Origin of the sequence: Qipengyuania sp., from assembly GCF_043423005.1 — a bacterium.
In the GTDB taxonomy this organism is placed as follows: Bacteria; Pseudomonadota; Alphaproteobacteria; order Sphingomonadales; family Sphingomonadaceae; genus Qipengyuania.
In genome coordinates this window covers 12,680-34,497 of sequence record NZ_JBHWMI010000011.1, presented here as the reverse complement: position 1 = coordinate 34,497, position 21,818 = coordinate 12,680, and the positions used below count along the sequence as shown (strand labels likewise).

General features: G+C 63.3%; 23 protein-coding genes and 4 pseudogenes. 12 read left to right on the top strand and 15 right to left on the bottom strand.

The window, feature by feature from the left end:
- The first annotated feature begins 56 nt into the window (after positions 1-56).
- Complete coding sequence (locus tag ACHFFA_RS02255; RefSeq protein WP_394269206.1) at positions 57-1,040, top strand: SGNH/GDSL hydrolase family protein; 984 nt, start codon at positions 57-59, stop codon at positions 1,038-1,040.
- Here ACHFFA_RS02255 and ACHFFA_RS02250 read toward each other — a convergent pair whose 3' ends face one another.
- Positions 1,041-1,745: an NAD-dependent deacylase gene (locus ACHFFA_RS02250; RefSeq protein ID WP_394269205.1), complete on the bottom strand. Its 705-nt coding sequence runs from the start codon at positions 1,743-1,745 to the stop codon at positions 1,041-1,043.
- A gap of 35 nt (positions 1,746-1,780) precedes the next feature.
- On the opposite strand from ACHFFA_RS02250, the gene dapB reads away from it, so the two are divergent.
- Entirely contained in the window at positions 1,781-2,509 is a 729-nt protein-coding gene (gene dapB / locus ACHFFA_RS02245; protein WP_394269204.1) for a 4-hydroxy-tetrahydrodipicolinate reductase, read from the top strand.
- 64 nt (positions 2,510-2,573) lie between these two features.
- Positions 2,574-3,248, top strand: coding sequence for an endonuclease III (gene nth, locus ACHFFA_RS02240; RefSeq protein WP_394269203.1), 675 nt, complete (start codon positions 2,574-2,576; stop codon positions 3,246-3,248).
- 59 nt (positions 3,249-3,307) lie between these two features.
- Here the strand turns inward: nth and ACHFFA_RS02235 are convergent, their stop codons facing one another.
- The 4 genes from ACHFFA_RS02235 to ACHFFA_RS02220 all read right to left on the bottom strand — a co-directional run bounded on the left by ACHFFA_RS02235 (position 3,308) and on the right by ACHFFA_RS02220 (position 7,437).
- Positions 3,308-4,651: a dicarboxylate/amino acid:cation symporter gene (locus tag ACHFFA_RS02235; RefSeq protein WP_394269282.1), complete on the bottom strand. Its 1,344-nt coding sequence runs from the start codon at positions 4,649-4,651 to the stop codon at positions 3,308-3,310.
- 23 nt (positions 4,652-4,674) lie between these two features.
- Entirely contained in the window at positions 4,675-5,817 is a 1,143-nt protein-coding gene (gene dapE, locus ACHFFA_RS02230) for a succinyl-diaminopimelate desuccinylase (RefSeq protein WP_394269202.1), read from the bottom strand.
- Positions 5,818-5,890: 73 nt separating this feature from the next.
- Positions 5,891-6,778, bottom strand: a complete 888-nt coding sequence (locus ACHFFA_RS02225) for a S1/P1 nuclease (protein ID WP_394269201.1) — start codon at positions 6,776-6,778, stop codon at positions 5,891-5,893.
- Positions 6,775-7,437, bottom strand: coding sequence for a glutathione S-transferase family protein (locus tag ACHFFA_RS02220; protein ID WP_394269200.1), 663 nt, complete (start codon positions 7,435-7,437; stop codon positions 6,775-6,777). Before ACHFFA_RS02220 ends, ACHFFA_RS02225 begins: the two co-directional genes overlap by 4 nt.
- Before the next feature lie 109 nt (positions 7,438-7,546).
- Here ACHFFA_RS02220 and ACHFFA_RS02215 point away from each other — a divergent pair, with 109 nt between their 5' ends.
- Complete coding sequence (locus ACHFFA_RS02215; RefSeq protein WP_394269199.1) at positions 7,547-7,963, top strand: VOC family protein; 417 nt, start codon at positions 7,547-7,549, stop codon at positions 7,961-7,963.
- On the opposite strand, the gene ACHFFA_RS02210 is transcribed toward ACHFFA_RS02215, so the two are convergent.
- The 7 genes from ACHFFA_RS02210 to rpmH all read right to left on the bottom strand — a co-directional run bounded on the left by ACHFFA_RS02210 (position 7,949) and on the right by rpmH (position 12,906).
- Positions 7,949-8,305, bottom strand: a complete 357-nt coding sequence (locus ACHFFA_RS02210) for a hypothetical protein (RefSeq protein WP_394269198.1) — start codon at positions 8,303-8,305, stop codon at positions 7,949-7,951. The genes ACHFFA_RS02215 and ACHFFA_RS02210 overlap by 15 nt on opposite strands.
- 127 nt (positions 8,306-8,432) lie before the next feature.
- Positions 8,433-9,317 carry an OmpA family protein gene (locus tag ACHFFA_RS02205; protein WP_394269197.1) on the bottom strand — a complete coding sequence of 295 codons (885 nt, stop codon included), beginning with the start codon at positions 9,315-9,317 and terminating at the stop codon, positions 8,433-8,435.
- 285 nt (positions 9,318-9,602) lie between these two features.
- Entirely contained in the window at positions 9,603-10,265 is a 663-nt protein-coding gene (gene yihA / locus ACHFFA_RS02200; RefSeq protein WP_394269196.1) for a ribosome biogenesis GTP-binding protein YihA/YsxC, read from the bottom strand.
- Position 10,266: 1 nt separating this feature from the next.
- The gene (yidC, locus tag ACHFFA_RS02195) at positions 10,267-12,012 is read right to left on the bottom strand and encodes a membrane protein insertase YidC (RefSeq protein WP_394269195.1); all 1,746 of its coding nucleotides are present in this window, start codon (positions 12,010-12,012) and stop codon (positions 10,267-10,269) included.
- A 61-nt stretch (positions 12,013-12,073) separates the two neighbouring features.
- Positions 12,074-12,283, bottom strand: coding sequence for a membrane protein insertion efficiency factor YidD (gene yidD / locus ACHFFA_RS02190; protein WP_394269194.1), 210 nt, complete (start codon positions 12,281-12,283; stop codon positions 12,074-12,076).
- A complete protein-coding gene (gene rnpA / locus ACHFFA_RS02185) occupies positions 12,280-12,678 on the bottom strand; it encodes a ribonuclease P protein component (protein WP_394269193.1) in 399 nt (132 codons plus the stop codon). Before rnpA ends, yidD begins: the two co-directional genes overlap by 4 nt.
- 93 nt (positions 12,679-12,771) lie before the next feature.
- Complete coding sequence (rpmH, locus tag ACHFFA_RS02180; RefSeq protein ID WP_138618596.1) at positions 12,772-12,906, bottom strand: 50S ribosomal protein L34; 135 nt, start codon at positions 12,904-12,906, stop codon at positions 12,772-12,774.
- 212 nt (positions 12,907-13,118) lie between these two features.
- Here rpmH and ACHFFA_RS02175 point away from each other — a divergent pair.
- From ACHFFA_RS02175 to ACHFFA_RS02145, 7 genes and pseudogenes are all read left to right on the top strand, one after another.
- A pseudogene (locus ACHFFA_RS02175) lies at positions 13,119-13,814 on the top strand (magnesium chelatase domain-containing protein); the annotation flags it as partial.
- Positions 13,815-14,343: 529 nt separating this feature from the next.
- Positions 14,344-15,140, top strand: a pseudogene (locus ACHFFA_RS02170) (IS5 family transposase).
- A 14-nt stretch (positions 15,141-15,154) separates the two neighbouring features.
- Complete coding sequence (locus tag ACHFFA_RS02165) at positions 15,155-16,462, top strand: S1 family peptidase (protein WP_394269192.1); 1,308 nt, start codon at positions 15,155-15,157, stop codon at positions 16,460-16,462.
- On the top strand, positions 16,459-16,905 hold the full coding sequence (locus ACHFFA_RS02160; RefSeq protein WP_394269191.1) for a hypothetical protein: 447 nt from the start codon (positions 16,459-16,461) through the stop codon (positions 16,903-16,905). Before ACHFFA_RS02165 ends, ACHFFA_RS02160 begins: the two co-directional genes overlap by 4 nt.
- A 247-nt stretch (positions 16,906-17,152) precedes the next feature.
- Positions 17,153-17,461 (top strand): PadR family transcriptional regulator, encoded by a 309-nt coding sequence (locus ACHFFA_RS02155; RefSeq protein ID WP_394269190.1) that lies wholly within the window; start codon positions 17,153-17,155, stop codon positions 17,459-17,461.
- A complete protein-coding gene (locus tag ACHFFA_RS02150) occupies positions 17,458-18,036 on the top strand; it encodes a hypothetical protein (RefSeq protein ID WP_394269189.1) in 579 nt (192 codons plus the stop codon). The genes ACHFFA_RS02155 and ACHFFA_RS02150 overlap by 4 nt, the downstream gene beginning before the upstream one ends.
- A 7-nt stretch (positions 18,037-18,043) precedes the next feature.
- Entirely contained in the window at positions 18,044-18,436 is a 393-nt protein-coding gene (locus ACHFFA_RS02145; RefSeq protein WP_394269188.1) for a hypothetical protein, read from the top strand.
- Between the two features lie 141 nt (positions 18,437-18,577).
- Here ACHFFA_RS02145 and ACHFFA_RS02140 read toward each other — a convergent pair whose 3' ends face one another.
- The 3 genes and pseudogenes from ACHFFA_RS02140 to ACHFFA_RS02130 form a co-directional block, all read right to left on the bottom strand.
- Positions 18,578-19,210 (bottom strand): tyrosine-type recombinase/integrase, encoded by a 633-nt coding sequence (locus ACHFFA_RS02140; RefSeq protein WP_394269187.1) that lies wholly within the window; start codon positions 19,208-19,210, stop codon positions 18,578-18,580.
- A 282-nt stretch (positions 19,211-19,492) separates the two neighbouring features.
- Positions 19,493-19,960 carry an IS5 family transposase gene (locus ACHFFA_RS02135; protein WP_394269281.1) on the bottom strand — a complete coding sequence of 156 codons (468 nt, stop codon included), beginning with the start codon at positions 19,958-19,960 and terminating at the stop codon, positions 19,493-19,495.
- A 64-nt stretch (positions 19,961-20,024) separates the two neighbouring features.
- A pseudogene (locus ACHFFA_RS02130) lies at positions 20,025-20,219 on the bottom strand (transposase); the annotation flags it as partial.
- A 593-nt stretch (positions 20,220-20,812) separates the two neighbouring features.
- Between ACHFFA_RS02130 and ACHFFA_RS02125 the strand changes: the two are divergent.
- Positions 20,813-21,570: pseudogene (locus ACHFFA_RS02125) on the top strand (IS5 family transposase).
- Positions 21,571-21,818 lie beyond the last annotated feature (248 nt).

Genomic DNA, 21,818 nt, shown 5'->3' with positions numbered 1-21,818 from the left:
ATATCGGAAACATATTACGCTTTCCTCTTAACCATAAAGAAAGATTGGAGAGGATCATGCGCGGAACCCTTCTGGCGGGCGTCACGCTCGCACTGGTCGCCCCTGCGGCTCCCGCTTTTGGCCAGAGCGCCAATCAGTCGGTCACCTCGATCACCGTCTTTGGCGATTCGCTCGTCGATGCCGGAAACATCAACACGCTGAACCCCTCGGTCGCCAGTCCCGCCGCCGGCTATTTCGATGGCCGCTTCACCAACGGATACGACTACACCGATCTGTTGAGCATCTCGCTGTTCGGAACGCCGACCACCGCCTCGCTCGAGGGAGGAACCAATTTCGCGTTCGGGGGCGCACGGGCGACGAATACCTCGGGCGTGCCGGACCTTGGCGAACAGCTAGGCCTGTTCCAGGGGTATCTCGCAGGGGGCGGAGAGGTCGACGAGACCGGCCTGTATGTCCTCAATTTCGGTGGCAACGACATATTCAATGCCCTGGGGACCGGCGCGCCCGCGGGTTATGAAAGCGACAGCGCCTATCTGCTCGCCGCGGCGACCAGCTATGCCCAAGGTGTCCAGACGCTGGCCGATCTCGGCGCAACCAATTTCCTCATCACCGGCTTTCCCAATCCCGTGCCCCTGTCGCTCGAGGCCGAAGGCTACCTGTTCGATGCCCTTGCCGCCCTGCCGCTGGCTGAGGGGGTCACGCTCAATTTCTACAGCTATCTCGACTTCTTCGGGCGCCTTACCGCCAATCCGGCGCAGTTCGGCCTTCCCGCCAACCTCGACTTTGCCACCACTTGCCAGGCGGCCGCGGCCTTCCCTTCATGCTCGGGTTATTTCTCGTTCGACGGAACCCACCCGACTGCGGCGGTTCACCAGGCGGTCTTCACCGACATCCAGGAGCAGTTCGGTTTCGCTGCAGCCGCAGGCGGGGCGGTGCCCGAGCCGGCAACCTGGGCGATGATGCTGCTGGGCTTCGCGTTCGTCGGCTCGGCGCTGCGCGGCGCACGCCAACGTCGGCGGGTCGAGGTACGGTTCGCCTGATCAGCGGCGGGCGAGCATACTCTTCACCCATTCTGGCACCAGCATTCCGGCCGGGCCCTGCCGTGATTCGTGGAACCAGGCAGAGCCTTCGCTGCGTTCGAGGTTGAGTTCGAGCGTTCGCAGGCCGAGGTCGCGCGCATCGCGCACGAACCCGGCGGCCGGATAGACTGCGCCGCTGGTCCCGATCGAAACGAACAGGTCCGCCGCGCGCAGGGCGTCGTAGATCTGGTCCATCCGGTACGGCATTTCGCCGAACCACACGACATCGGGGCGCAATGCCGCGGCGCCGCACGATGGGCATAGCGGGCGGTCGGCCAATGGCGCGGTCCAGCGATGGCGGACCTTGCAGGAACTGCACAACGCGCTCAGAAGCTCGCCATGCATATGCAGCAACCGGTTGGCACCGGCGCGTTCGTGCAGGTCGTCGACATTCTGGGTGACGATCAGCAGACCGCCCGGCCATTCCCGGTCCAGCTGCGCCAGCGCGAGATGCGCGGGATTCGGTACGGCTTCCTGCACCGCCGCACGGCGCGCGTCGTAGAACCGCTGTACGAGGTCGGGATCGCGGGCGAAGGCTTCGGGCGTTGCGACATCCTCCACCCGGTGCCGTTCCCACAGCCCGCCGGCAGCACGGAAGGTGTCGATCCCGCTCTCTGCTGAAATGCCCGCGCCGGTCAGCACCACGATATTGCGGATTTCGGTCATCACGCCCATGAACCACGAAAGGAGGGCGGCGGGCAATGGTGCGTTTCGGAGTCATCGGAAGCGAGGGGGCGATGGGCCGCGCGCTGCGCGCGGTCATCGACACGTCCGACGACGAATATGCCGGGGGCGTGGACCGGGCAGGCGATCCCGCCACGCTGGCCGCAGGCGCGGATGTGCTGATCGATTTCTCGGCGCCCGATGCACTCGCCCGCAACCTTGCCGCGGCACAGGCGGCCAAGGTGCCGCTGCTGGTCGGGACGACCGGCCTTGACCGATCGCATCATGATGCCTTGCGCCAGGGGGCGCAGGAGATTGCGATCCTGCAGACCGGGAACACCTCGCTCGGCGTGACGCTGCTGGCCCATCTGGTGCGCGAAGCGGCCCGGCGGCTGGGCCCGGACTGGGATATCGAGATCCTCGAGATGCATCATCGCCGCAAGGTCGATGCACCCTCAGGCACTGCGCTGCTGCTGGGCGAAGCAGCTGCCGAGGCGCGCGGCATCGCGCTGGCCGACCACCGGGATAGCGGCCGCGACGGGGCCGGTGTTCCGCGCGCGGCCGGCGCGATCGGCTTTGCCGCGCTGCGCGGGGGTACGGTGGTGGGCGAACACAGCGTGATCCTTGCAGGCGAGCAGGAACGGCTGGTGCTTTCGCACGTGGCCGAAGACCGGGCCATTTTCGCTCGCGGAGCGGTGCGAGCGGCACGCTGGCTCGTCGGCCGGCCCGCCGGTCGCTATACGATTGACGAGGTGCTGGGGCTTTGACCAGCGCCTTGCCGGCACGCAGGCCGCGCCCCGCCCGGGCTGCCGCACTGCGCCAAACCTTGTCATGACCCGCGACCAGATCTTCGAGCTTTTCCGCCGCCTGGCAGAAGACAACCCGGCGCCGCAAACCGAACTCGAATACGGCAATGCCTATCAGCTGGTGGTGGCGGTGGCGCTATCCGCGCAGGCCACCGATGCCGGCGTGAACAAGGCCACCCGCGCGCTTTTCGCCGAGGTACAGACGCCGCAACAGATGATCGAACTGGGCGAGGAAGGGCTGATCGGCCATATCCGCACCATCGGGCTGTTCAACACCAAGGCGAAAAACGTCATCGCCCTGTCGCGCCTGCTGGTCGACGAGTTCGGCGGCGAAGTCCCGGGGCGGCGGGAAGATCTGGTCCGCCTGCCGGGGGTGGGGCGCAAAACCGCCAATGTGGTCCTCAACACGTGGTTCGGGCTGGAGGCCTTCGCGGTGGATACGCATATCCTGCGGGTCTGCAACCGGACCGGGCTGGCTCCGGGCAAGACGCCCGAACAGGTCGAAGCCAGGCTCGAAAAACGAGTGCCGCAACCGTTCCGCCTGAACGCGCACCACTGGCTTATCCTTCACGGCCGTTACACCTGCAAGGCGCGGCTGCCGGAATGCTGGCGTTGCCCGCTGGTCGATCTGTGCGCCTACAAGGGCAAGGTCCTGGTCAAGCCTGTCCGGCGCGCCGCTCCGCCCGCGCCCGGCGCCTGATCTCGCGCCTGCCCGCCAGCAGTGGGCTGCGTCTTACACTTCAACCGCGCAATGCCTTGTCAGGCCGGGGCGGCAAGGGGGCCGGTGTCGTCCTCGGCGAGTTCGGGCGACAGGGTCGAGATCGTCTGCGCCGCGACAAGATCGCCCACCACATTCAGGGTCGTGCGGCACATATCGAGGAACCGGTCGACGCCGAGGATCAGGCCGATGCCGGCCGGGTCGACCCCCACCCCGACCAGGATCAGCGCGATGACCGGCAGCGAGCCCCCGGGCACGCCGGCGGTGCCGATGCCGGCGAGAATGCAGATGAGCATGACGAACGCCTGATCCATCAGGCTCAGCCCGACCCCGAAGAACTGGGCCAGGAACAGGACCGTCACCCCTTCGAACATCGCGGTGCCGTTCTGGTTCGCGGTGGCCCCGATGGTAAGGACGAACCGGGCAATCCGGCGCGGAAGCCTAAGCTCGGTATCAGCGACGCGCAGGGCCGTGGGCAACGTCGCGTTGGAGCTGGCGGTCGAAAACGCCATGAGGCTCGCCTCGCGAGTCTGGCGGAAGAACGCGACCGGGCTCTTGCGCGCGACGAAGCGCAGGATGAGCGGGAACACCCCGAACATCTGGATACCCAGCGCCAGCAGGACCACCGCGACGAAGGCCGCCAGCTTCACCAGCAGGTCCCAGCCGAACTGCGCGGTCAGGTTGAACATGAAACAGAAGATCGCGATCGGAGCGAGCCGGATGACGAAACCGATCAGCTTCATCGCCACCTCGAAGACCCCCTCGATGGCATCCTTCAGCGTTTCGGTCCTGCGGGTTTGCACCATCAGCAGCCCGATGCCGAAGAACAGCGCGAAGAACATCACGGCGAGGATGTCGTTGGCGGACATCGCGGCGATGATGTTGCTGGGCACGATGGCGATGACTTGATTGACGCCTGCATCGCTCTCCGCGCTGGCGGCGACGATGCTGCTTGCGCCTTCCGCGCCCTGTGCCAGCAAGTCAGCGGCAGCGGCGGGGTCGATCCCGTCGCCGGGGCGGATGAGGTTCACCAGCGCGAGCGAGATAGCCACCGCGATCGACGAGACGACGACCGTGTAGCCCAATGTTTTGAGCCCCACCCGGCCAAGCGAGCGGACCTCGCCCATCTCGGCGATGCCCACCACCAGCGCGCTGAACAGCAACGGGATGACCAGCATGAACAGCAACCGCAGGAAGATCTGACCGATGGGATTGGTGACATAGGTGATCGCCTGCCCGACCCACGCGGCATCGCGGGCGAAGGTATAGGCCAGCAATCCGGCGATCAGCCCGGCGACGAAGCCGATCAGGATCCGCCATTGCAGTTTGCCATGATCGGGCGCCGTCCCTTGCGCGGCGATCTGCGCTGCCTCGGTGCCGTCCATGTCGCTTTCCCCCGTCTGCTTCATCATGCGCCGCCCGCCAGCGCCTTGCGCGCTACGGCGGCATAGATGCGGCTTAGCGCGTAAAGGTCGGCGATAGCCACAGCCTCATCGGTCTTGTGCATCGTGGCGTTGACCAGACCGAATTCGATCACCGGGCACAGCGCGCGCAGGAAACGCGCATCGGATGTGCCCCCCGTGGTCGAGGGTTCGGGTTCGATTCCGGTCTCTTCCCTCACGGCGCGGGCGATGATGTTCGAGAACTCGCCCGGAGGGGTCAGGAACGGCTCGCCGGACACGATCGGCAGCGCGGTGCCGCCATGCCGCCGGGCGATGGCGCCGACCTTCTCGCTCAGCGAGGCGCCGCTGTGGCAATCGTTGAAGCGGATCGAAAGCCGCGCCTTGGCGAGCGCGGGGATAACGTTGTGCGCATCGTTGGGCACATCGATCTCGGTAATCTCGAGGTTGGATGGCTGGAACCACTCGGTCCCTTGATCGAGCACGAGGGCATCCAGTTCCGCCAACAGCGCGATCATGCGGGGCAGCGGATTATCGGCGAGGTGGGGATAGGCGACATGGCCTTGCGTCCCTTCGATCTCGAGCCAGATGTTGACCGAACCGCGCCGTCCGATCTTCATCATGTCTCCCAGCCGATTGACCGAGGTCGGTTCGCCGACAAGGCACAGATCGGGCTGATGGCCCGACTCGCGCATGAAATCGATCAGGGCCCGGGTGCCGTGAAGCGCCGGCCCTTCCTCGTCGCCGGTGATGATGAAGCTAAGCGTTCCGGCCTCTTCCGGCACGGACGCCGCGGCGGCGACCATGCAGGCGATCGCGCCTTTCATGTCCACCGCGCCCCGGCCGTAGAGGAGTTCGCCCCTGACTTCGGGCGCAAAGGGATCGTCGGTCCACCCGCCGCCCGGCGGCACGACGTCGAGATGGCCGGCAAAGGCGAAATGACGCGACCCGGGCGGCCCGCGGCGGATGGCGAACAGGTTCTCGACCGCGGCTTCGGGCGAACGCGGCGGTCCATCGCCACGGGTGAATCGGATGACCTCGAAGCCGAGGGGGGCGAGCATGGCCTCCAGTTCGTCGAACACCGCTCCTGTCGCAGGGGTGACACTGGGCGCGGCGATCAGACGCCTGGCATAGTCCAGTACGTCGGTCATGCGCGATCTGCGATCTGAAGGCCGGAGCCTTCGCCCAGCCCGATGGCAGCGACCCTGGCTTCGCCCGACATCGTCACCGGGTTTCTGCTGGCTCGGGCCATGCGCCAGGAGCGAAGGCGCGATCGAGGTATTCGGCGATACGCAGACCGGCCTGCGTCACCCGCCGCTCTGCCACGGGTAGTGCGGCGACGATACCCTCTTGCGTCAGGACGGTGGCTGACGGCAACGTGCCATCGCACGGGTCGCAATCGAAGGCGTTGGGATAGACGAACTCGCGCGACAGTTGCCAGCTTTCGCGGCCCCAGTCGGCAGCGGCTCCGCCGCCAAGCGCGGCGCGTTCGGACGCGGAATAGGTCCGCACCAGTGCCGGCTGCGCGGCGCTGATCGCGCGTTCGGCAAGCGGGCCGTCCCAGACCCAGTGGAGGTTGAGCCCCGGGGCAATGCCGTAAGTGGTTTCGCGATCGTTGCCGCCGCGATCATCGTGGTCGCCCGAATGGAGCGGCATGTGGATGTCGCCGGCGAAATGGACCAGAAAAGCCAGTGCCTCCAGCCTCACCGGATCGGGCAGGGTTTCGTCAGCGAGGATGCGGGCATTACGCTCGATCTGCGCCGATACGCAGGCCCCGCCGCTGCAGTTCTGGCGCGCGTCGTATGGCGCGGTGATCGGTTCGGTCTGATAGTGCCAGGCAAAGGTATAGGCCCAGCGCCACGACTGTCCCCGCAGGCAGTCGGGCCAGACGCTGGCATCGCCCAGATCGGTGAGGGGGCATTCCGGTGTCCCCAGCAACGGCGCGGCGCGCAGCAAGCGGGCAATGCTGGCGCGGGTTTCGGGGCGGACATTCGCCTGCGCGATGTCGGCCGTGGTGCGATGCGCGTAAAAGCCCCATGCCTGCGCGTGTCCCGGAACGAGGACCGCGAGTATGGCCAGGAGCGCCGCCAATGCCGCGCGTGCGCCAGTCAAGCCACGGTCTCGTATTGTTCGATGACCCATTCCTCGTCCTCGGCAGCGCGGACCCAGGCCTGCATCCATTCGTGTTCCCACAAGGCCTGCATGTAGGCCGCGGCAAAGCCTGGAACGACGATCTGGTAAGTGATGAACCGACTGACGACCGGCGCGTAGAAAACGTCCGCCGCGCCGAACGTCCCGAACAGGAACGGCCCGCCTGCCCCGAAGCGCGCCCGCGCCTCGGCCCACAGGCCCAGGATGCGGACGATATCGTGCCGCGCGGCGTCGGACAGCTGGAGCCCGTCGAAACGCTTTCTCACGTTCATCGGGCACTCGACCCGCAGCGCCTGATAGGAAGAATGCATTTCCGCCACCATCGCACGGGCCATGCCCCGGGCGGCATCGTCCTTGGGCCAGAACCGTTCGCGCCCGACCTTGTCGGCGCAGTATTCCAGGATCGCGAGGCTGTCCCAGACCACGGTTTCGCCGTCCCACAGGATCGGCACCTTGCCGCTCGACGGCTGGATGTCGCTGTCGCCGTCGCGCATCTCGTCCCAGGCATCGCCATAAAGCGGGACGGTGATCTCCTCGAAGGCGAGACCCGACTGCTTGACCGCCAGCCAGCCCCGCAGCGACCAGCTGGAATAGTTCTTGTTGCCGACGATCAGTTTCATGCCTCGCCCCGGATGCTTGCCCCTGCGCTCTAGGCGGCGGGGACGCGGCTGTCGATGCGCTAAGCGTTGGCGATAGGCAGGACCCGGACCGGACGCTAAGGTTGCGATGATGAGCCTCAGACCGTTCCACCTCGCCTTCCCGGTACACGATCTTGCCGCCGCCCGCCGGTTCTATGGCGAGGTGATGGGATGCGCCGAGGGACGTTCGAGCGAGGAATGGATCGACTTCGATTTCTACGGTCATCAGATTGTCGCTCACCTCGCGAAACCGTCTGGTGATCGGGGGGTTAATCCGGTGGCCGGGCACGAGGTCCCGGTACCGCATTTCGGCATCGTTCTAACCATGCCGCAATGGCAGGAACTGGCTGCCCGCCTGACCGCGGCTGGAATCGATTTCGCCATTGCCCCGACGATTCGCTTCAAGGGCCAGGCGGGCGAACAGGCCACGATGTTCTTCCGCGATCCCAGCGGCAATGCGCTCGAGATGAAAGCCTTTGCCGACGACGCGATGCTATTTGCGACCTGATCCCTGGGCAAGCGCTCGCACAGCGTCCGACAGGGCGCGGTATTGTTCGACCGAGGTATCGGTCAAGGCATCGGCGCGGGTTGACGGGACATCGCGATAGTCCAGCCTCGCCGCGAACTGGTCGGCGGTGAAATCGAACCTTCGCCCATCAATCATATTATACCAGTGCCAACCCCCGCCGGCAGGCGTCTTGGCAAGGTCGCCGCCGAGCCAATCCTGCGCGACCAGCGCGGTGACGCTGCATTGCCCGCAGGACGGGTTGTCGGCGCTGTAAGTCGAAGCACTCGCCGCTGACCAGCATTGCGCCACCAGCGCGGCGAACCAGGCGGGTTCGGTTGCCATCAAGCCAGCATGACGCGGCATACCGAGCGGCGCAAGGCCGCCGACGGACGAAGAAGGGCCGGCCTTGCGGCCGACCCTTCCCGTGGGCGGGGGGCCGATCCATGCCCCCCTCTCCCGTCCGTATTGCCTAGAAGCCGTCGACGCTCTTCGACACGAGGATGTTGACGGCCACGCGGCGGTTCTGCGCCTTGCCTTCCTCGGTGGTGTTGTCCGCCAGCGGATCGGCCTCGGCCATGCCGGTGGGCGTCAGCATGCGGTACGGCGCCCAGCCGCAATTTTGCTGAAGGTAGTTCACCACCCGCGCGGCGCGCTTCTCGCTCAGTGTCTGGTTGAACTCGTAATCGCCAGTCGAATCGGTGTAGCCGACCACCAGCAACAACGCATTCTCGGTCGACTGCGCCTGCTGCGCCGCGGCACACAGATTGCTCTCCGCCTCGCCCGACAGATTGTACTTGCCGGTGTCGAAATAGACGTTGGTCGTGCCCTTGATGTTGTATTTGTCGATGTCGGCCATGCGACCGCGCAGCGCCTCGGTGGCGGCCTCGTTGTCGGTGAAGCGCTGGTCGGTGCCGTTCTGGATCATCGCGGCCGTCTTGAGATCCTTGCTCTTGAGCGCGATCCGGCTGGCGATCAGTCCGTCACCCCACTGCACGGTCTGCACCTCGACCGGAAGACCGTTCATCAACTGGTCCGGCCCGAGCCGGTCCTTGTCCAGCCCCAGGAACCCGCCGCTCGAACGGATTTCGGTGGCCTGGCTGAGATTGACGACCGTATTGGTGCCGCCCGGCGCGGTCACCCGCACGCGGTTGCCATCCCGCGCCGAAACGTAACCGTCGATCGTCGGACCGGCCGGCATGCCTTCAAGATCGGCGGGGATTTCGCCATAGACGGTGGTCAGCACTTCGCTTTCCTGCTGCATCTGTTCGCCGTCCTGTGCGGACAGGGTGGCGGCAGGGCTGGCAAGCATGGCGACAGTTAGCACGCCGGCGGTGGTTTTCGCGGTCAAACGCATCGTAAGCTCCTTCAAACTGTTTACCCGGCGCAGGACGCGCAAGGCCGTCCGGGGCATCTGTCGCGTCGACATCCGGCCCCATGACGACGGGCGCCTCGCAAGGAAAGACCCCGGCGCGGCACCCGAATGCAGTCACCCATCACCCAGCGACCTGTCGTTCAGATTAACATGGTTAACAAAGAAGCTCCTGGCCTCGTCAGCCCGCGCCTCAAATACGGCGAATCGATGGCTGACGGACTGTGGGCGTCAACCGACGAATCGCATTGCCGACCGATCAGCGGGCGATCAGACGCCTGCGTCGGAGAGGACGGCGGCGCGCAGTTCGGCGATACCCATCCCCTTTTCCGCACTCGTCCGATGGACGAGCGGATAGGCAGCGATATGCTTGCGCGCCTCGGCCTCGGTGGCGGCGGCGACCGTGTCGAGTTCGCTTGCCTTGATCTTGTCGGTCTTGGTCAGGACGATCCGATATCCGACAGCAGCCTCGTCGAGCATCTGCATCATCGTCCGGTCGACGTCCTTGAGGCCATGACGGCTGTCGACCAGGACAAGCGTACGGACCAGCACCTGCCGACCGCGCAGGAAGGTTCGTACCAGTTCCTTCCACCGCTCGACCACCTTGGGCGGGGCCTTGGCGAAGCCGTAGCCGGGCATGTCGACGAGACGCAGCAACGTCGGCTCGCCGACCTCGAAAAAGTTCAGTTCCTGCGTCCGCCCGGGCGTCACCGATGCGCGGGCGATCGCCTTGCGGCCGGTCAGGGCGTTCAGCAGAGAGCTCTTGCCGACATTGGACCGCCCGCAGAACGCGATCTCCGGCACGGTCGGCTCGGGCAGGAATTTAAGCTGCGGCGCGGACAGCAGGAAATCGACCCGGCCGGAAAACAGCTTGCTCGCCTGCTCTTCGAGTTCAGCCTGCGCCGGCTCGTCCAGATGCCCGGTCCCCTCCATCTCAGGCCTGGGCGGCAGCCTTTTCAGCCTGCTCCTTCTCGGCCTGCGCCCGCAACTGCGGATGGCGGGAATAGAGATACTTCTGCTGCGCGACCGTCAGGATATTCGAGGTCACCCAGTAAAGCAGCAGCCCGGCCTGGAACGGCGCCATGACGAACATCAGGATCCACGGCATGAAGCTGAAGATCTGCTGCTGCACCGGATCGCCGGTATTGGGGTTGAGCTTGAAGGTCAGCCACATGGTAAAGCCCAGCAGCAGCGCAAGCACGCCGATCGCCAGGAACCCGGTCGGCTGGAAAGGCAGCAATCCGAACAGGTTGAGAATGGTCGCCGGGTCGGGGGCGGACAGATCCTTGATCCACAGGAACTCGCGATGGCGCATTTCGATCGCCAGGATCAGGACCTTGTAGAGCGCAAAGAAGATCGGGATCTGCAACAGCATCGGCAGGCAGCCGGCGACCGGATTGACCTTCTCCCGCTTGTACAGCGCCATGATTTCCTGCTGCTGCTTCTGGCGGTCATCCTTGTACTTGTCCTGGATGGCTTTCATCTTGGGCTGGATCGCCTTCATCGCCGCCATGCTGGCGAACTGCTTCTGGGCGATCGGGAACATCACCAGACGAACAAGGAAGGTTAGGATGATGATGGCCACGCCGAAATTGCCGACCAGACCGTAGATGGTCTTGAGGAGCCACAGGAACGGCTTCTCGAACCACCGGAACCAGCCCCAGTAGATCGCCAGCCCGAACTTGGAAATGCCGGCATCCTCGTAGCTGTCGAGCAGGGCGCTTTCCTTGGCCCCGGCATAAAGGCGCGAGGTCGTGGTGACGGCTGCCCGGGCCGGCACGGTGACCGGCTCATAAATCATGTCGGCCCGGTAAATCTCGTTGCCAAGCGGGCGGAAGGTCACATCGGGCTGGGTGCCCGACTGGGGCACAAGCGCGGATAGCCAGTAGATATCGGTGAAGCCGAGCCAGCTCGGCCGGCCGACCGGGCTGATCCGGCCGTCCTCGTCGAGGGTGGAATAGTCGACGTCGTAATTCGCCGCGTCGCCGAACACTCCGATCGGGCCGGAATGGGCGTTGAAGAGATCCTCGCTCGCCGTGCGGCTGGTGCGATTGACCAGACCGAAAGGACGCACGATCACGGGCGCGGCACCGCGGTTGATCACGCTTTGCTCGGCCGTCAGCATGTAATTGTCGTCGATCGACAGCCGGATGCGATATTCCTGGCCCTGGCCGTTGTCATGGCTGAGGGTTACAGGGCGGCCCTGTTGCAGGACCGGACCATCGGGCTGCCATACCGTCGTTGCATCCGGCACCGCCACGCCCGAGCCGGTCCAGCCGAACTGGGCGAACTGCTGCGCCGGTGTCCCGCGCGGGCTGAAAATCCGCACCGGATCGCTGTTTTTGGCCGTCGTCTCGGCATAGTCCTTGAGAACGATGTCGTCGATCAGGGCCCCGCGCAGGTTGATCGAACCGGCGATCCGGGGCGAATCGATCCGCACCCGTTCACCGGAGGCGAGCGCGCTGGCTACGTCGACCTTCTCGCGCGCCAGATCCGCCGGATCGACGAGGCCGCCGGTACGCGAATGCTGCGCCGCCCGCTCGCTCGGCGTGTCGATCTTTCCGGCCTCGGGCTGGGCGTTCTCGGGCTGCGGATAGAAATACTGCATGGCCGCGTCCCAGCCAAACAGCAGCAGCACCGACAACAGCACGGCGAGAATTAGATTGCGATGGTCTTGCAAGTTCGATCTCTCTGAATGGGCCAAGGTGTCCTATAAGCCTAAGACAGCCTGAATGCGAGGCTCAAGGCACCGGATCGTACCCGCAGCCCCCCCATGGGTGGCAGCGCATTAGCCGCTTGAATGCGAGCCATCCACCCTTGATCGCGCCATATCGCTGCAGTGCCTCGATGGCGTAATGACTGCACGAGGGCTGGTAGCGGCACGATGGCGGCAGGATGCGGCTCGGCCCCCATTGCCACAGCCGCGCGATCAGGATGAGAAGCTGGCTCATGCCCGCCTGCTGCGCCCCCCATGACGCGGGCGGCGGGGGGCATCCCCCTTGCCGGCGGCTGCGCGTGACAGGGCCTCGGCGAGATCTTTGCCGAGCGCTTCGAAATCACGCTCGACCCCCGCTTCGCGGCCGATGAGCACGTGATCGTGATCGGGCAGCCCCCCCTTCGGCAGTGCGGCGCGGAGCAATTCGCGAAAGCGGCGCTTCATCCGGTTGCGCACCACGGCATTGCCGATTCGCTTGGTCACCGTGATGCCATAGCGCGTGCCGCGCCCGCCGTTGGGAAAGGCCAGCAATACGAATCCCGGACGTGCCACCCGCACGCCGCGGTTGGCGGCGAGGAAATCGGCCCGGCGGCGCAGGACCGTGACGGCCTGATTGCCCTTATCGCCCATGCCTATCGCATACGACAACGGGCCCCCGACCGGGAGCCCGCATGATCCGTGCCTCGTAGCAAAAGGGCAGGCGCACCTGCCCCGCCCGAAAGCTCAGGCGCAGAGCTTCTTGCGACCGCGCGAGCGACGCGCCCGCAGGACCTTGCGCCCACCGGGAGTCGCCTTGCGTGCGAAAAAGCCGTGGCGGCGCGCACGCACGAGGTTGGAAGGCTGGAACGTCCGCTTCATCGCACTTACCCTTGAACAATCGATCTTGCCGCGAACGGCCAAACACAAATAGGCCGCCGACGGGCGACCGATGCCTGGCCGCCCCGTTAGGCAAGCCCGCCCCCAAGGTCAAGGGCATTCCCGGCCCTGCCGGGCGCAGCTTTAAGGCCCGGTTTGTTAACCCGGCTGCGGCTAGGCGGCGAGCCTGTCAGGTCTTTGCCAAGGGTCGTACATTGGTTTCAACCGTCCGCACCGTCGCCTATCTGGGGCTGGAGGCGCGCGCCGTGGAGGTGCAGTGCTCACTCGCACCGGGATTGCCGAATTTCGGCATTGTCGGGCTAGCCGACAAGGCCGTTGGCGAAAGCAAGGAACGGGTCCGCGCGGCCCTGTCGTCGATGGGCCTGGCCCTGCCGCCCAAGCGGATCACGATCAATCTCTCGCCGGCCGACCTACCCAAGGAAGGTTCGCACTACGACCTGCCGATCGCCCTGGCCGTGCTGGCGGCAATGGGCATCACCGATGCCGAGCAACTGGGTGACTGGATCGCCGTAGGCGAACTGTCGCTCGATGCCCGCATCGCGCCGTCCCCGGGCGTGCTGCTTGCCGCGCTTCACGCAAGCGCCGAGGGCCGCGGTCTGATCTGCCCGGCCGCCCAGGGGAGCGAAGCCCAGTGGGCCAGCGATGTCCCGATCCTCGCCGCGCCCGACCTGTCCCGGTTGCTGGCTCATCTCAAGGGCGATGCACAGTTGCCGGCGCCTCCCCGGGGGGCGGTCGAGCCACCGCCGCCCTGCGCCGACCTTGCCCAAGTCAAGGGCCAGGAAACCGCCAAGCGCGCGCTGGAGATCGCCGCTGCCGGCGGCCACAACCTGTTCAACTTGGCGTCGCCGGTAGTTGCATTCAGCGCAATGGCCCCTTTGCGCCCCAATCTTGGACATTCGATAACTCTGGTGGCTTGCCCAAAAAAAGACATCGAGATCGTTGCGGGGTGCCGATTTAGATAACAAGGCTCACGCAAAGCAGGATCGTCTTGGTTTACATATGGGCAACCAAGATATCGAGTACCCCGCTCTACCCATTGCGAGAGGCGCAAACCAGCGAAGGGCAGCAGCAAACTACTCGATCGTAGTCGGATAGCCATTCGCCACACTCGACTTTCAGTTGGCGACCGGAGGACTTCGTATTGCTATGGTTAGCAGCGCCATCGCAGCCTTCGTGACATGGTGGCACTAAAGAGTTCAGATCATAGTTGTTCGGAACCAATGCCATCGACCTTTTTTGTATGTCATGGCCGAGGCAAGGTTGGCGTTTTCCGCTGAACACGCTCTGTGCTCTTCAATGGAAACGTTTCTGGCTGGGAAGCTATGGAGGAAGCGAATGAAGACTTCGATGAAATCACTTTTACTAGGCTTCGTGGACAAACCTTGACCTGAGACTCGCCCTTCGATTCAAGGCTGCCTTTTGGAGGCGGCCTTGGGCGAACGGATCGGAGTATCGGACGAAGAGTGGGAATTGATCGGGCCACTGTTGCCGACGGAGCGTGGACGTGGTTGCCGACCTGCGCAGGATAATCGACGTTACTTCGAAGGCATGATGTGGATCGGGCGCACCGGCGCGCAGTGGCGACATTTGCCGGATGAGTATGGCAAGTGGAACAGCGTCTTCCGGCGCTACCGAAGATGGGTCACGACCGGCGTGTTCGATGCCATGCTCGAGACGCTGGCCGAACTGGCAGGACGGGACACTGCCGCCGACATGATCGACAGCACGGTGGTCCGGGCACATCATTGTGCAGTTGGCTTAAAAAGGGGACTCAGCAAACAGAGGGGCTCGGCCGATCGCGGGGGGGCTTCACCACCAAACTCCACGTCAGATGCGACGCCAGAGGCCTGCCACTCGGCTTCGTGCTGACGCCCGGCCAAGCTCACGACGTTCAAGGCTTTGCGTCGCTCTTCCGGATGATCGGTGACCGCATCGAAGCGTTCCTCGCCGACCGCGGCTATGATGCCGATGCCATCCGCGAGGAGATCGCCGCTGCCGGCGTCGAAGCGGTCATCCCTGCCAAGGCCAATCGCCGCACACCTGCACCGCACGACCGGGTAAAATACCGCTGGCGGAACCTCGTCGAGCGGCTCTTCAACAAGCTGAAGAACTGGCGCCGGGTTGCCACTCGATACGACAAGACCAAAGAGTCCTACCTCGGCTTCGTCGCTCTCGCTTCAGTCAAACTCTGGATACCCTTTGTCCACGAAGCCTAGGCTTTACCGGTGCGATGGCGCTTCCTGCTCTTGCGCAGGAAACCCCGCCGGAGCCACCGGAGTTCAGCGCAGACGATATCGCCACGTCTGACCGGGAGGCATTGGCTGAAGCCTACGCCGCGACGACCGGTGCGCCGAAGTCTAAGGCGATCGAGCAGCTCCGGCTGCAGGAGCAAGCGGTGAGCTGGGTGAACGATCTCGTCTCCTCCTCAGTGGGTCAGACGATCGTCGACGTAGAGATCCGCCATGCCCCAGGCTTCAAGGTGGTCGTCTTCTACGAGGAAGGGTTCGAGCAGCAGAACGCAACTCGTGGGGCTCCGGTCGAACTTCGTCGATATCTGATATTCAGGCCCGCTAAGAAGGACAAGAACTCCGTCCAGACCGAGCGCCGTCAGATCGCTCAGGCCCTACGCACAGCGCGAATTCCCTTCGGTCTAGGATATGAACCGGAAAGCGAGCGCTTCATCGTGACCATTCCCGATGGATTTGACGAGCAATTGGTCCGGAACGCGCTACCGTCCGCCCTCGCTGCGAACGTGGAAATTAAAACCGGTGCGACTTCCGTGGATTCCGCGACGCTCTACGGCGGCTGGTTCTACGAGAAGAGCAACAGCGGCACACACTGCACGGCCGGCTGGCCGATCCGAGACAGCGCTGGCAAAGAAGCTATCCTGACAGCAGGACATTGCCGGACGCCAAGCAATACGATGAATTTCTACTATCAGAACGCGGTCCTGTCCAAGGTGTCGGCATACGCCAACAGCAACAACGGTTGGCAGACCCTGGATTATGCGATGTATCGCTTGGGAACCCATGCGACCGCTCCCTACATCAACATCGAGAACGGAAGGACAGTGGAAGGGGAGTACGTTTCCGTGCCTGGCTACGCCACGAATTATTACCCGATTGACTATCCCAAGGAACCCGTGCGGGGACAGTTCATCTGCAAGATGGGTGTGAACACCGGTCTCACTTGTGGGCGGATCACCGAGCTCAACTACACCGATAGCGAATACAGCAACCTAGTCAGGATGAGCGAATCTGCTCAGCGCTACATCGGCTTGAGAGGCGACAGTGGAGGTCCGGTGTTCGCATTCCGTACATCGGATAACGCGGCCGTCCATCCTATTGGACTTGCGGTGAAGGCATCCGTCATTGGAACATATCGCGGGACCGAGAAGATCTCGGAGCGCCCATGTCGAAACACCTCCACCGTTGGGGCGAACAACACGACATGCCATGTTCTCTTCATGCGTCTTTCGACGATACGTGGCTACTCGCCTTACACGATCAACACCATCTCGGGATTCCGTGCGCCGTGAACGTTCGATCGCTCATGCTGGCAACGTTCGCGGTCTTGGCTGCGACGGGTTGCTCGAATTCGAGCTTCGAACTGAGGGATGACGGCGTCATTGTGTTCGATGGCAAAACTTCATCCTTGCGGAACATGGACGAGAGCACGGGAGTCTTCGTTCGTGAAGGTGGATGTGTTCTATTCGAGACGTCAGACGGGAGGCGGGTCGCTCCAGTTTTGTTCGAAGGTATTAGGTTCGGCGATCAGGACCTACCTGAAGAGGGACTTTTGGTATTAGGTCGGGAGTACCGGGTGCAGGCCTTGACTAACGGCAGTCCATTACTCGAAGATGATAGCGCCGACCAACTCGCCGCGGAATGCGGCGCACCGTTGGCTTTTGCCGGCGCCGTATCCCCGATCGAAGATGGTTTCGATCCGAAATTACCCCCGACCCCGAAGGCGTTCCCATAGACCGGAACTGATGCGAAGTTGGTTGCGTGCCTTGGAGGCCGGGGCGCGCAGAGCGGCCTCGTGGGTTCGTTCATGCCTTGGAGCGGCGATCACTGGGCTGACTGTTCTGCTCTGCTCGATGAGGATCCTAATTGCGGACCGTCTGCATGCGACCCCATATTGGACAAAGGGCGAGCCTTAGGGGTTGCCCAAAAGCAGACGTATCGAAAGCCGTTGACTTCAAACTCTACATATGTAGTTTGGTGGTATGAGGCGACCCCATTCATCCCGACAGGCTCTTACCGTTCTCGCAGCTTTGCACGATCGTCCTCAGGCATGGCGTCACGGTTATGAGTTGATGGGCGAAACGAAGTTAAAGTCAGGCACTCTCTACCCACTCCTCATGCGTTTGGCGGATGACGGACTGCTCGAATCCGAATGGCATGCACCCGTTCCCCCTGCCCGTGCTCCGCGTCATGCATACCGGCTGACCGCTGCGGGCCGTGCATTTGCGGAGGCAGCGCTCGCAAGCGAGCAGCGACAACCCGAAAATCGAACTTTCGGATTGGCGCGATGACTGCTCTCGTCCGCTTCCTCGCCATCATGCTGGTTCGCTTGAGCGCGACCTTATTGCCAGCAGGTCGCAGCCAATGGGCGAAAGCCATGTTCGCAGAACTCCAAGCGATCGAGGATGATCGTTCCGCATTGGACTACGCATTCGGCTGCCTTTGGGCATCCACCAAGGAATGTATCCTGACGTTGAGTTTTGTTGCCCGAGTAGTGCGCATCGGGACCCCTTCCGCCTTGCTCATACTAGCGCTGATTGCAGTCGGCCTGACCGTCCGTAACGCTGAGGTCAGCCTGCAGGTCGCGACGGTTTTCGGCTTGTCCGCAGCCATCTTCGCGAGTGCGGCAACCCTTTTCCTGCTCAAGGGGATCGCGGCGTTCGGTCGCGCGGCCGGTGCTTTGACCGTTCTCTATTCAATCGCGTTTCTACTCGTCCATTCGTTGGGAAGCTTCGTGGCCACCGATGCAGCGACAAATCTGTATCGCGCACTCACCATCGAAGGAATTTTCCTCTGGTCGGCGCTATTTATCGGCACTGTCTTTCTGATCCGTATGGACCGCGCCGTTAATGTCGGTGAAGGGTGACGTGGAGATGACTGGCACTCGAACCGTCCGCGCTGTCTGGGTCGGATCAGCCTTGCTCACGGTCGGTGCATTGTTCCATCTTACCGGCTACGCCTCAATTCCTACTGCAGATCCCGCCGGCGCGCCGGAGAAGTTCTTCGCTGCCGCGTTGCATGCCCTTTGGTTGTTTGCGGGCCTGCACTGGCTGCTGATCGCTACGATCTGCGTCCTTGCTGGCAAGTCCGGGGGGCGCTTCGTCCGTCTGATATTGTTGTGCTGCGCTAGCATCATTCTCATCGATGCGGCACTTCTCTTCTGGTTCCTGGGACCGTTTATTGGTGCGGCGATATTGGCTGCCGCCGGCACCGCATTTCTGGTCGCGTCTTTTCAAATCTCATCGGGAGCGAAAACTGCCGTATAAGCAATGTGGTTTCGCGGTCTATTATGGTCATGAGCGCCCAATAGGAGACCGGCAGGAAACCACCCAGTTACAGTCGGATCAGTGCGTTTGCGTTGCCGCCAACAGCGGCCATCGGGCAATGCCCGATGGCCGAATTGATGATCAGATTTCGGTGCGCTCGGCGAGGATGAGCGCGTCCTCCACATCGACGCCCAGATAACGAACGGTGTTTTCGATCTTGGAGTGTCCCAGAAGAATTTGAACCGCGCGTAGGTTTCCGGTGGCCCTGTAGATCATCGCCGCCTTGGTGCGACGCATCGAGTGCGTGCCATAGTCTTCTCGGCGCAGTCCGATGGCTGTGACCCACTCGTCCACGAGCCGGGCATATTGGCGCGTGCTCATCGGGCGGCTGAGATCAAGACGACTGGGAAAGACATACCCATCGGCTGTCCCGCCACGACGCTGGAGCCATGTGGCAAGGCTGCCGCGAGCGTCAGCGGTAATCTCGAATTGCACCGGCCGTCTTGTCTTCTGCTGGATGACGAGAGCGCGGTTCCGAATATCGGACCCCGCCACAAGGTCACCGATCTTGAGCTTCACGAGGTCACAGCCGCGCAGCTTGCTGTCGATGGCGAGGTCGAACAGCGCGCGATCGCGGAGCCGCTCCTCTCGGTCGAGGAAGAATCGGATCGCCCAGATCTGCTTCTGGGTGAGCGGTCGCTTCGTTCCCACGGTCTTTCCCGCATTCCACGCCACGCGGTTGTGCATTGCCGGGTCTAAGTGCGAGTAGGTCATCGTCATTCTCCGTGGCCGTGATTGGCCATGGAGTAGAACGGGCTCGGACTGGCCTGCCTCGACACAAGGCGGCCTTACAGTGCGAGATCTCTATGACCGCTTCTGGGAAGCGCGGGCGATTGGTCTAATGACCGGGATGAGGGCGCTGAACGGACTGGCAGGAACTGGGCCTAAGGAGACTGTCCGCTGTTTGGCGCCTGAACGCACAAAGCGGCCATTCAACTTGCGACCATAATGTCGGCCGATCAGCGCATGTGAGCGGAAACCTAGGGTTCGGACTCATTAGAGCCACCATGTGACGAATGCTGCGATGGCGATGGTGGCCATGAAGGTCTTGATGTTGCGGTTGAAGCGAGTGGCGACGCGGCGCCAGTCCTTGAAGCGGCAGAACATGCGCTCGACGACATTGCGCTGACGGTAGATTTGCCGGTCGTGCGCGATCTGGACTTTGCGGTTGGACTTTGACGGGATAACCGGCGTGGTGCCGCGCTCGGTCAGCCAGGCGCGCAAGGCGTTGCTGTCATAGCCCTTGTCGGCGACCAGATAGCGGGATGGCGGCACGGCGTTGATGGTCTGTATGGCGACCTTGGCATCGTGCGTATTGCCCGGCGTCAGCAGGAGGACGTGCGGGCGGCCTTTCTCGTCGCAGACGGCATGGAGCTTGGTGTTGCGTCCGCCTTTGGTGACGCCGATACCATGAGCCAAGGCCCCCCTTTTGCGCCGCCGGCGGTGCGGTGGACCTCGATGCAGCTGCTGTCGATGAAGAGCCTTTCAGGGATGCCATCGACCCGGCGAGATGGGCGAAGATCCGTTCCCACACGCCGCGTTCGGCCCAGCGCCGGAAGCGGTTGTAGAGCGTCTTTTTCGGACCGTAGACATGTTCCGGGCAATCGCCCCAGCGACCACGGCTCTTCAGAGCCTGGACAATCCCGGAAAGCACGCGCTGACCCGGTGCGGAACGGAGATGGAAGAGGCCAAGGCCTCGTGCCGCTGGGTGGTGCGGGCGCAGCCGGAACGGCGAGCCACGGTCAGCAAAGAAGGCCTTGCGGGGGAGGGAGAGGCAGAGCCTTCTTCATCCCCACTATCGTGGGGGGTAGTGCGCCGGCCTTGCCGGCGGGCAATCGGGCGCGGGCAAGGCCGCGCCTCATGCGTCAGGGATCGTCACTCGTATGGGCAGAAACCGCTGTGCGGGTTCCGTTGCGCCAGCGATAGAGCGCGGCCCGAAGGGGACGCAAAACAAATGGGATCAAGACTTACGTACCGCTCGACGATTTAACGGTTTTCAGTTCCGGTTACTGTCGTTTCTCTATTGGCATAAGGGGGGGGGGGATTGAAATAAAGAGTGGGTCGTCCGGTGCGACGACTCACGACGAAATGGGAAAGGGAATGTATGAACTATATGAGTCAAGCGGATTTCGCTCCGGTGAGCGGCATTCAGGAATTGAGCTTCGAAGAAATCGAAGTAATTGATGGCGGTGCGTCGGCACGAGATGTCATAGACTACGGAACGGCAGGCGCTAGGGTCCAAACCCAATCAGCCTCTTGAAAGTTTGCGCACACCTTGATTCAGAGGGTCCTCGCTGAATCAGGAGGTCCTTGGGTATGTCGCGTTCGTTGTTCTGGCTGTCGGATGAAGCATGGGCGGCGATCGAGCCGCACTTGCCGAAGATCCAGCCCGGAGCGCGACGGGTCGATGATCGCAGGGTGATCTCGGGCATCATCCACATGCTCAAGTGTGGTGGCCGCTGGGCGGACTGCCCGTCCGAATACGGCCCTTCGACGACGGTCTACAATCGCTGGAACCGGTGGAGCCGCCGCGGCATCTGGACGCGCATCCTGGCGGCGCTGACCGAGCAAGGCTGGATCGCGGAGACCGGCCAGATCGACAGCAGCTACATCAAGGCTCACCGCTCTGCCGGTGGCGCAAAAGGGGGGCGCGGGCCAATGCCATTGGCATCTCGCGTGGAGGCAGGACAACGAAGATCCACGCGCTTGTCGATGTTCTCGGAAGACCACTGCGCCTCGTCCTGACGCCCGGCAACACGTCGGATGTGAAGGGCGCGGACCTGCTGATCGGCGAGACCATCGGCATGAAGCGGGTGATCGCCGACCGTGGCTATGATGCAAACCGCATCAGGGTCGCCTTGCGTGAGCAGGGCACGATCCCTGTGATTCCCGGACGGCGCAACCGCAAGCGCCCGATCCAGTATGACGAACGCCGCTATAAGGACCGTTGGCGGGTCGAGGCCATGTTCTGCCGCCTCAAGGACTTCCGCCGCATCGCTACCCGCTACGACAAGCTCGCCAGAAACTTCCTGTCAGCCGTAAGCCTCGCTGCCGCCGTAGCATTCTGGCTTTGAACGAGTCTGGACCCTAGCATAGTTGGTGGCGCCATTGGTGTCGGGCTGGCCTTCTCTGCAGGGGGGCCTGTTGGCTTTATGGTCGGATTTGGACTCGGCATGGCAGGCATCTTCGGAGGAAGTGCGGCACTCGCCTCGAAAATTTCTTCGAAATGAGCTAGAAGCTAGTTGATAACTGTCGGCGGCTCGGCTTTGGCATCAGGGCCGAGCCGCTTGGAGTCCATTTATCATGAAAATTTCTCTTTATG

Coding starts and splice junctions, on each gene's coding strand:
- nth (WP_394269203.1), top strand. CDS start 2,574: ATGACCCGCGACCAGATCTTCGAGCTTTTCCGCCGCCTGGCAGAAGAC.
- dapE (WP_394269202.1), bottom strand. CDS start 5,817: ATGACCGACGTACTGGACTATGCCAGGCGTCTGATCGCCGCGCCCAGT.
- ACHFFA_RS02210 (WP_394269198.1), bottom strand. CDS start 8,305: ATGGCAACCGAACCCGCCTGGTTCGCCGCGCTGGTGGCGCAATGCTGG.
- yihA (WP_394269196.1), bottom strand. CDS start 10,265: ATGGAGGGGACCGGGCATCTGGACGAGCCGGCGCAGGCTGAACTCGAA.
- ACHFFA_RS02205 (WP_394269197.1), bottom strand. CDS start 9,317: ATGCGTTTGACCGCGAAAACCACCGCCGGCGTGCTAACTGTCGCCATG.
- ACHFFA_RS02145 (WP_394269188.1), top strand. CDS start 18,044: ATGACTGGCACTCGAACCGTCCGCGCTGTCTGGGTCGGATCAGCCTTG.
- ACHFFA_RS02235 (WP_394269282.1), bottom strand. CDS start 4,651: ATGGACGGCACCGAGGCAGCGCAGATCGCCGCGCAAGGGACGGCGCCC.
- ACHFFA_RS02155 (WP_394269190.1), top strand. CDS start 17,153: ATGAGGCGACCCCATTCATCCCGACAGGCTCTTACCGTTCTCGCAGCT.
- ACHFFA_RS02140 (WP_394269187.1), bottom strand. CDS start 19,210: ATGACCTACTCGCACTTAGACCCGGCAATGCACAACCGCGTGGCGTGG.
- yidD (WP_394269194.1), bottom strand. CDS start 12,283: ATGAGCCAGCTTCTCATCCTGATCGCGCGGCTGTGGCAATGGGGGCCG.
- ACHFFA_RS02250 (WP_394269205.1), bottom strand. CDS start 1,745: ATGACCGAAATCCGCAATATCGTGGTGCTGACCGGCGCGGGCATTTCA.
- ACHFFA_RS02150 (WP_394269189.1), top strand. CDS start 17,458: ATGACTGCTCTCGTCCGCTTCCTCGCCATCATGCTGGTTCGCTTGAGC.
- rnpA (WP_394269193.1), bottom strand. CDS start 12,678: ATGGGCGATAAGGGCAATCAGGCCGTCACGGTCCTGCGCCGCCGGGCC.
- ACHFFA_RS02215 (WP_394269199.1), top strand. CDS start 7,547: ATGAGCCTCAGACCGTTCCACCTCGCCTTCCCGGTACACGATCTTGCC.
- ACHFFA_RS02255 (WP_394269206.1), top strand. CDS start 57: ATGCGCGGAACCCTTCTGGCGGGCGTCACGCTCGCACTGGTCGCCCCT.
- ACHFFA_RS02220 (WP_394269200.1), bottom strand. CDS start 7,437: ATGAAACTGATCGTCGGCAACAAGAACTATTCCAGCTGGTCGCTGCGG.
- ACHFFA_RS02165 (WP_394269192.1), top strand. CDS start 15,155: ATGGCGCTTCCTGCTCTTGCGCAGGAAACCCCGCCGGAGCCACCGGAG.
- dapB (WP_394269204.1), top strand. CDS start 1,781: ATGGTGCGTTTCGGAGTCATCGGAAGCGAGGGGGCGATGGGCCGCGCG.
- rpmH (WP_138618596.1), bottom strand. CDS start 12,906: ATGAAGCGGACGTTCCAGCCTTCCAACCTCGTGCGTGCGCGCCGCCAC.